The organism is Streptomyces sp. NPDC060000, assembly GCF_042737375.1.
Taxonomy (GTDB): Bacteria; Actinomycetota; Actinomycetes; order Streptomycetales; family Streptomycetaceae; genus Streptomyces.
In genome coordinates this window covers 1-7,729 of the sequence record NZ_JBHWUU010000159.1, presented here as the reverse complement: position 1 = coordinate 7,729, position 7,729 = coordinate 1, and the positions used below count along the sequence as shown (strand labels likewise).

Here is a 7,729-nt window from a genome sequence, read left to right as displayed (position 1 = left end):
AGATCTTTTCTCGACCCGATTTCCTCGGTGCTTTCCAGGTTCCCGCTTTTGTTTCGCGGTTTCCTTTCCGGCGGTTCCGACTTTATCAGAAGTTCTGAGTCGGTTTTCCCGGCCCCTCCCGGGAGTGGATCCGGGGCACGAGGTGTACCGGGTTCCCGTTCAGGCGGAGCCGTAAACGTACTGGAGCGGGGCTCCCCGATGCAAATCGAGGAGCCCCGCTCCAGGTGCACGCGTACGAAGGGCCGGTACGTCGCTCAGACCTCCACCACGACCGGGAGGATCATCGGCCTGCGGCGATAGGTGTCGGAGACCCACTTGCCCAGCGTGCGGCGGATGAGCTGCTGCATCTGATGGGGCTCGACCACGCCGTCCTGGGCCGAGCGTTCCAGGACCTCGGCGATCTTCGGAGTGACGGCGGAGAAGGCCGAGTCCTCGATGCCCGAGCCACGCGCCTGGATGTGCGGGCCTCCGGTGATCTTGCCGGTGGAGGAGTCCACGACGACGAAGACCGAGATGATGCCCTCGTCGCCCAGGATCTTCCGGTCCTTGAGGGCCGGCTCGCCCACGTCTCCGACCGAGAGGCCGTCGACATAGACGTAACCCGCCTGGACCTTGCCCGTGATCCTCGCCTTGCCCTCGACGAGGTCTACGACCACGCCGTCCTCGGCGATCACGATGCGGTCGTGCGGGACGCCGGTCAGGGCGCCCAGCTCGGCGTTGGCGCGCAGGTGGCGCCATTCGCCGTGCACCGGCATCAGGTTCCTCGGGCGGCAGATGTTGTAGAAGTACAGGAGCTCGCCCGCGGACGCGTGGCCCGAGACGTGCACCTTGGCGTTGCCCTTGTGGACGACGTGTGCGCCCCAGCGGGTCAGGCCGTTGATCACGCGGTAGACCGCGTTCTCGTTGCCGGGGATGAGCGAGGACGCCAGGATCACCGTGTCGCCGGCAACGATCCGGATCTGGTGGTCGCGGTTGGCCATGCGGGACAGGGCCGCCATCGGTTCACCCTGGGAGCCCGTGCAGACCAGGACCACCTCGTGGTCGGGCAGGTCGTCGAGCGTCTTGACGTCCACGACCAGGCCCGGTGGCACCTTCAGGTAGCCCAGGTCGCGGGCGATACCCATGTTGCGGACCATCGAGCGGCCCACGAAGGCGACCCGGCGGCCGTACTCGTTCGCGGTGTCCAGGATCTGCTGGATGCGATGGATGTGGCTGGCGAAGCTGGCCACGATGATCCGCTTGCGGGCGTTCGCGAAGACCGTGCGCAGGACGTTGGAGATGTCCCGCTCGGGCGCCACGAAACCGGGCACCTCGGCGTTCGTCGAGTCGGACAGGAGGAGGTCGATCCCCTCCTCGCTCAGACGTGCGAACGCGTGGAGATCCGTGAGGCGGCCGTCCAGCGGGAGCTGGTCCATCTTGAAGTCGCCCGTGTGGACCACCATGCCCGCCGGCGTGCGAATGGCGACCGCGAGGGCGTCCGGAATCGAGTGGTTGACGGCGATGAACTCGCAGTCGAACGGGCCGATGCGCTCACGGTGTCCCTCCGCCACCTCCAGGGAGTACGGGCGGATCCGGTGCTCCTGGAGCTTGGCCTCGATGAAGGCGAGGGTCAGCTTGGAGCCGATCAGCGGGATGTCCGGCTTCTCCCGGAGGAGATAGGGGACGGCGCCGATGTGGTCCTCGTGACCATGGGTGAGGACGATGCCCTCGATGTCGTCGAGGCGGTCCCGGATGGATGTGAAGTCCGGCAGGATCAGGTCGATTCCGGGCTGCTCCTCCTCGGGGAAGAGCACACCGCAGTCGACGATCAGCAGACGGCCTCCGTACTCGAAGACCGTCATGTTCCGGCCGATTTCGCCGAGGCCGCCGAGCGGGGTGACCCTGAGGCCGCCCGCCGGGAGCGGCGGTGGCGGGGCAAGTTCGGGATGCGGATGACTCAAAAGACTCTCCTCAACCACACGCGCCACGTACCGGTGGGCACGTGGCGCGCGTGACGTTCGTGCAGTAGCAGTTGTCGTGGTGGATGCAGGCACCGGTGGCCCGCTATTCAGTTGTGTTCAGTTGTGAAGTCCGTTGTCAGAGCTGTACCCCGCCCGCCGCAAGATCGATCTTGAGCTGATCGATCTCTTCGGGCGAGCACTCGACCATGGGCGAGCGGAGCGGGCCGGCGGGCAGCCCCAGCAGGGTGAGCGCCGCCTTCGTCGTCATGACTCCCTGGGTGCGGAACATGCCCGTGTACACCGGGAGAAGCTTCTGGTGGATCTCGGCCGCCTTCTGGACGTCCCCGGCGGTGAACGCCTCGACGAGGGCGCGCAGGTCCGGTGTGACCACATGGCCGACGACCGAGACGAAACCGACCGCGCCCACGGAGAGCAGCGGCAGGTTCAACATGTCGTCGCCGGAGTACCAGGCCAGACCGGAGCGCGCGATGGCCCAGCTCGCGCGGCCCAGGTCGCCCTTGGCGTCCTTGTTGGCGACGATCCGCGGGTGCGCCGCGAGGCGGACCAGTGTCTCGGTGCTGATCGGGACGCCGCTGCGGCCGGGGATGTCGTAGAGCATGACCGGCAGCTCGGCGGCGTCGGCGACGGCCGTGAAGTGCCGGTACAGGCCCTCCTGAGGGGGCTTGTTGTAGTACGGGGTGACGACCAGCAGGCCGTGCGCGCCCGCCTTCTCGGCCGTACGGGCGAGTTCCACACTGTGGTGGGTGTCGTTGGTGCCGACGCCGGCGACGACGTGGGCACGGTCTCCGACGGCCTCCAGGACGGCTCGTACCAGGTCCGATTTCTCCGCGTCACTGGTGGTGGGGGACTCGCCGGTCGTGCCGTTGACGATCAGGCCGTCGTTGCCTGCGTCCACCAGATGGGTGGCGAGCCGCTGTGCGCCGTCGAGGTCGAGTGCGCCGTCCGCCGTGAAGGGCGTGACCATGGCGGTGAGGACCCGCCCGAAGGGGGTCTGCGGAGTGGAGGTCGGAGCCATGGGTGACACGCTACTCGTTACTCACCGTGGGGTCTGCCCTCGGGGGGCGCGAAAAGTCATGACAAAGATGGAACCCGGCACTGCCTGCTCGGGGGTTCAAGCAGTGCCGGGTCCGTTTGATCAGGCTAGATGAACTTCTCTAAATGCCGCAATACGGACACTTCGCTCGGATGACCCGTACATACGTCTCCTCGCCCCGTCTCCGCCGCTCATGCCCGTTGTGCCGTTGCGTCCGTCAGGGCGCCACGCGACCGTTGGCGTTGAAGGCCGCGTACGTCAGGGGCATGAGCGCGGCCCACTCGGCCTCCATCTTCTCGCCCACCATCTCGATCTCCCGCTGCGGGAAGGACGGCACCTTCGCCAGCTCGTGCTGGGTGCGCAGACCGAGGAAGTGCATCAGCGAGCGGGCGTTGCAGGTGGCGTACATCGAGGAGAAGAGGCCGACGGGGAGGACCGCGCGGGCGACCTCGCGGGCCACGCCGGCGGCGAGCATCTCCTGGTAGGCCTCGTAGGCCTGGCGGTAGGAGTTCTCCATGGTGCGGTTGACGAGTTCCTGCTGAGCCTGCGTGCCCTCGACGAAGACGTACTTCCCGGGACGGCCCTGCTGGACGAGTTTGCGGGACTCGCCGGGGACGTAGAAGACGGGCTGGAGCTCCCGGTAGCGGCCGGACTCCTCGTTGTACGACCAGCCCACGCGGTGGCGCATGAACTCGCGGAAGACGAAGATCGGGGCGCTGATGAAGAAGGTCATCGAGTTGTGCTCGAAGGGGCTGCCGTGCCGGTCCCGCATGAGGTAGTTGATCAGGCCCTTCGAGCGCTCAGGGTCCTTGCCCAGCTCGTCCAGGGACTGCTCGCCGACGGTCGAGACACGGGCGGCGAAGAGCACATCGGCGTCGGACGCGGTGTGCTTGACCAGTTCGACGGTGACGTCGCTGCGGAAGCCGGGCTTGAGGTCGTCGGCGGGGCTGTCGGTCACTGTGCGGGGGTCCTTCCGTCGCGTCTTCGGAGCGGCGCCAACTCTACGGGGGCCGTCGAGCCGGACGTCCACGGGCGTGCCGCCGGATCCGTGTGGGACGTCTGCTGATATGAGGCACGTTTTCGGGCACTCGCTCGTCTGTATCAGTGAAGCCGTCTTCAGTGAAGCGTCCGATCCGAGAGCCCCAGGAGGAAGTACCCATCATGTTCCGCCGGCGCGAGCCCGTCCCTTTCGCTTTTCTCGCCGAGGCCGAGAGGTTTCGTAGCAACGTCACTCCCCCACCCCAGGCGCGGTCCTCCGCCGGGCAGATAGCCGGGCGCTGGCTGCTGGGGCTCACCATCGTGGCCGCGCTGGTGGGCTCCCTGGTCATCGGGATGCCGGCGTTGAGGCTGGACCACTCCTCGCAGGCCCAGCAGTCGCAGGCGTCCCAGGGGCGCTGACGCCATCCGGACCCCCGATGGTGGTGAGCCGGGACACAGACGGATAGCCTCACCGGGCACAGCCCACGCATGGACGAGTGAGGACCAGCCGTGCCCCTGCCCTTCCTGACGGCCGACCGCGCATTCGAGGCGGCGGACGACGTCGCGTTGCCCTTCGAGGACCGTGAGCGCTGGCGGCGCCCCTACCGGCCCGGGCCCTGGCGGGTCGGGGTGGCCGCGTTGACGCTGCTGCTCGCCTCGTACGTGCTGTTCGCGGCCGTCATCATCGCGCTGACCGGCTCGCTGTCCGAGGCCGGTGTGGTCTTCGGCTGTTCCCTGGTCGTGATCGCCTGCGCTCTGCGGCTGCTGCGCGTCGGGGTGTGGGTGAGCGACCGCGGGCTGCGCCACGTGAGCTTCCTCCTCACCCGCACGCTGCCCTGGGAGCGGATCGTGGCCGTGCGGACCGTGCAGCGGCCGGTGCGCTGGCTGGGGTTGCCGCGCACCGTCCAGGGCCAGGCCCTGACCGTCGTACGGCGGGACCGGCCCGCCGGGGAGGCCGCTGCGCTGCTGACGACGCACGGGCCGGACTTCCTGGCGCGCGGCGAGGCTTTCGACCGGGCGGCGGACGCCATCGAGGCGTGGGCCGCGGAGAACCGGCACGGCTGATCACCCGGACGCTCGATCGGACACGTTGAAGGGGCCGGTCCGCCACAGGTGCGGGCCGGCCCCTTCGTCGTACGGCTCAGGCGACCTGGGCCGGCTTGCCGTCGTGCAGCCTGATCGCGCGTTGCATGGCTTTGCGGGCGCGGGGGGTGTCCCGGGCGTCGTGGTAGGCGACGGCGAGGCGGAACCAGGTGCGCCAGTCGTCGGGAGCCGCCTCCGTCTCGGTCTTGCGCCGGGCGAAGACCTCGTCGGCGGAGTCGCGGTCGACGCGGCCGCCCGCGGTGCGCTTCAGTTCGTCGACGGGCAGCCCGCCCTCGGCGTCGAGTTCGGCGGCGAGGGCGTTGGCCCGGCGGACGAACTGGGTGTTCTTCCACAGGAACCAGACGCCGATGACCGGCAGGATCAGCACCGCCAGACCGAAGGTGACGGTCAGGAGGGTGCCGGACTGGATGAGCATGACGCCGCGGCTGCCGACCAGGACGAAGTAGAAGACCAGGACGGCGGCCGTGACGGCGTAGGAGAGCTTGGCGCGCATGTCAGCCTCGGCCGAGGTCCAGGAAGTTTTCCAGACCGAAGGTGAGGCCCGGCGTCGACACCACCCGGCGGGCGCCCAGCAGGATGCCCGGCATGAAGCTGCTGTGGTGGAGCGAGTCGTGGCGGACCGTGAGGGTCTCGCCCTCGCCGCCCAGCAGCACCTCCTGATGCGCCAGCAGGCCGCGCAGTCGGACGGCGTGGACCGGGATGCCGTCGACGTTCGCGCCCCGCGCGCCGTCCAGACCCGTCTCCGTGGCGTCCGGCGCCGGGGCCGTGCCGGCCTCGCGCCGAGCTTCGGCGATGAGTTGGGCGGTGCGTGTGGCGGTGCCCGAGGGGGCGTCCACCTTGTTGGGGTGGTGGAGTTCGACGATCTCGACGGACTCGAAGTAGGGCGCGGCGATCTGCGCGAACTTCATGGTCAGAACGGCCCCGATGGAGAAGTTGGGCGCGATGAGAACGCCCGTCTCCGGGGACTCGGCCAGCAGGCCCGTCAGCTGCGCGAGGCGCTCGTCGGTCCAGCCGGTCGTACCGACCACGGCGTGGATGCCGTGCCGTACGCAGTAGTCGAGGTTGTCCACGACCGAGGCCGGCGTGGTCAGTTCGACCACGACCTGAGCGCCGTTCTCGGACAGCGACTGAAGCTTGTCGCCCCGGCCGAGGGCGGCCACCAGCTCCATGTCCTCGGCGGCCTCGACCGCCCTTACCGCCTCTGAGCCGATCCGGCCCTTGGCGCCGAGGACCGCCACGCGCAGCTTGCTCATCTCTGGTGCTTCCTTACCGAAGTTGCCGAAGGCCTGTCGAGGGGGGTCAGGCGACCGCGTCGTGCAGCCGGGAGGCCTGTTTGTCCTTGAGCGGGCCGATGACCGACAGCGACGGGCGCCGTCCCAGGATGTCGCGGGCCACCGAGCGGACCTCGTCCGGGGTCACCGCCGCTATCCGGGTCAGCATGTCGTCGACCGACATCTGCTCGCCCCAGCACAGCTCGCTCTTGCCGATGCGGTTCATGAGCGCGCCGGTGTCCTCGAGGCCGAGGACCGTGGAGCCTCTCAGCTGGCCGATGGCGCGGCCGATCTCCTCGTCGGACAGGCCGTGCTCGGCGACCTGGTCGAGTTCGTCCCGGCAGATCTTCAGCACGTCGTGCACCTGGCTCGGGCGGCAGCCCGCGTACACGCCGAAGAGGCCGCAGTCGGCGAAGCCCGAGGTGTACGAGTACACGCTGTAGGCCAGGCCGCGCTTCTCGCGGACCTCCTGGAAGAGGCGCGAGGACATGCCGCCGCCGAGCGCCGTGTTGAGCACGCCCAGCGCCCAGCGACGGTCGTCCGTGCGGGCCAGACCCGGCATGCCGAGGACGACATGCGCCTGCTCGGTCTTGCGGCCGATCAGATCGACGCGGCCGGAGGCGCGGATCGTACGCCGCCCGTCACGCGGGGCGATGGGTGTCGCGTCCGTGTTCTTGAGGGCGCCCGCCTTCTCGAAGGCCGCGCGGACCTGGCGTACGACCGTGTTGTGGTCGATGTTGCCGGCCGCCGCGACCACGAGGTGGGTCGGGTCGTAGTGCTTCTTGTAGAAGCGGCGGATGCGGTCGGCGGTGAGGGCGTTGACCGTGTCGACGGTGCCCAGGACCGGGCGGCCGAGGGGGTTGTCGCCGAACATGGTCTGCGCGAACAGGTCGTGCACGCAGTCACCGGGGTCGTCCTCGGTCATCGCGATCTCTTCGAGGATCGCCCCCCGCTCGACGTTGACGTCCTCCTCGATGATGAGGGAGCCCGTGAGCATGTCGCAGACGACGTCGATGGCGAGCGGCAGATCGGCGTCGAGCACGCGCGCGTAGTAGCACGTGTACTCCTTCGCCGTGAACGCGTTCATCTCGCCGCCGACCGCGTCTATGGCGGAGGAGATGTCCAGCGCGGACCTGCGGCTCGTCCCCTTGAAGAGGAGGTGCTCCAGGTAGTGCGTGGCGCCGTTCAGGGACGGCGTCTCGTCGCGGGAGCCGACGTGCGCCCAGATGCCGAAGGTGGCGGAGCGGACCGAGGGGAGGGTCTCGGTGACGATGCGCAGGCCGCCCGGGAGGGTGGTCTTGCGGACGACACCGATGCCGGCCGTGCCCTTGATCAGGGTTTGGGTACGGGCGACGGCCCGCGCCTCCGAAGAGGTGCGGGCC

General features: G+C 69.0%; 8 protein-coding genes. 2 read left to right on the top strand and 6 right to left on the bottom strand.

What is annotated here, in order from left to right; translation table 11 throughout:
• Positions 1-254 precede the first annotated feature (254 nt).
• From ACFWBB_RS42140 to thyX, 3 genes are all read right to left on the bottom strand, one after another.
• On the bottom strand, positions 255-1,940 hold the full coding sequence (locus ACFWBB_RS42140) for a ribonuclease J (protein ID WP_385284468.1): 1,686 nt from the start codon (positions 1,938-1,940) through the stop codon (positions 255-257).
• Positions 1,941-2,076: 136 nt separating this feature from the next.
• Complete coding sequence (gene dapA / locus ACFWBB_RS42135) at positions 2,077-2,976, bottom strand: 4-hydroxy-tetrahydrodipicolinate synthase (RefSeq protein WP_385284465.1); 900 nt, start codon at positions 2,974-2,976, stop codon at positions 2,077-2,079.
• Between the two features lie 235 nt (positions 2,977-3,211).
• A complete protein-coding gene (thyX, locus tag ACFWBB_RS42130; protein ID WP_385284462.1) occupies positions 3,212-3,952 on the bottom strand; it encodes an FAD-dependent thymidylate synthase in 741 nt (246 codons plus the stop codon).
• Between the two features lie 203 nt (positions 3,953-4,155).
• On the opposite strand from thyX, the gene ACFWBB_RS42125 reads away from it, so the two are divergent.
• Positions 4,156-4,392: a hypothetical protein gene (locus tag ACFWBB_RS42125; RefSeq protein ID WP_385284460.1), complete on the top strand. Its 237-nt coding sequence runs from the start codon at positions 4,156-4,158 to the stop codon at positions 4,390-4,392.
• 90 nt (positions 4,393-4,482) lie between these two features.
• Complete coding sequence (locus ACFWBB_RS42120; protein WP_385284458.1) at positions 4,483-5,037, top strand: hypothetical protein; 555 nt, start codon at positions 4,483-4,485, stop codon at positions 5,035-5,037.
• A gap of 76 nt (positions 5,038-5,113) precedes the next feature.
• On the opposite strand, the gene ACFWBB_RS42115 is transcribed toward ACFWBB_RS42120, so the two are convergent.
• The 3 genes from ACFWBB_RS42115 to ACFWBB_RS42105 form a co-directional block, all read right to left on the bottom strand.
• Positions 5,114-5,569: a hypothetical protein gene (locus ACFWBB_RS42115; protein ID WP_385284456.1), complete on the bottom strand. Its 456-nt coding sequence runs from the start codon at positions 5,567-5,569 to the stop codon at positions 5,114-5,116.
• Between the two features lies 1 nt (position 5,570).
• On the bottom strand, positions 5,571-6,329 hold the full coding sequence (dapB, locus tag ACFWBB_RS42110) for a 4-hydroxy-tetrahydrodipicolinate reductase (RefSeq protein ID WP_385284453.1): 759 nt from the start codon (positions 6,327-6,329) through the stop codon (positions 5,571-5,573).
• Between the two features lie 46 nt (positions 6,330-6,375).
• Positions 6,376-7,729, bottom strand: a 1,354-nt coding sequence (locus ACFWBB_RS42105; protein ID WP_385284449.1) for a M16 family metallopeptidase, incomplete at its 5' end; no start/stop codon positions are given.

Bases quoted from the DNA above. Each gene is read 5' to 3' on its own strand.
- dapA (WP_385284465.1), bottom strand. From the start codon at position 2,976: ATGGCTCCGACCTCCACTCCGCAGACCCCCTTCGGGCGGGTCCTCACC.
- ACFWBB_RS42125 (WP_385284460.1), top strand. From the start codon at position 4,156: ATGTTCCGCCGGCGCGAGCCCGTCCCTTTCGCTTTTCTCGCCGAGGCC.
- dapB (WP_385284453.1), bottom strand. From the start codon at position 6,329: ATGAGCAAGCTGCGCGTGGCGGTCCTCGGCGCCAAGGGCCGGATCGGC.
- ACFWBB_RS42115 (WP_385284456.1), bottom strand. From the start codon at position 5,569: ATGCGCGCCAAGCTCTCCTACGCCGTCACGGCCGCCGTCCTGGTCTTC.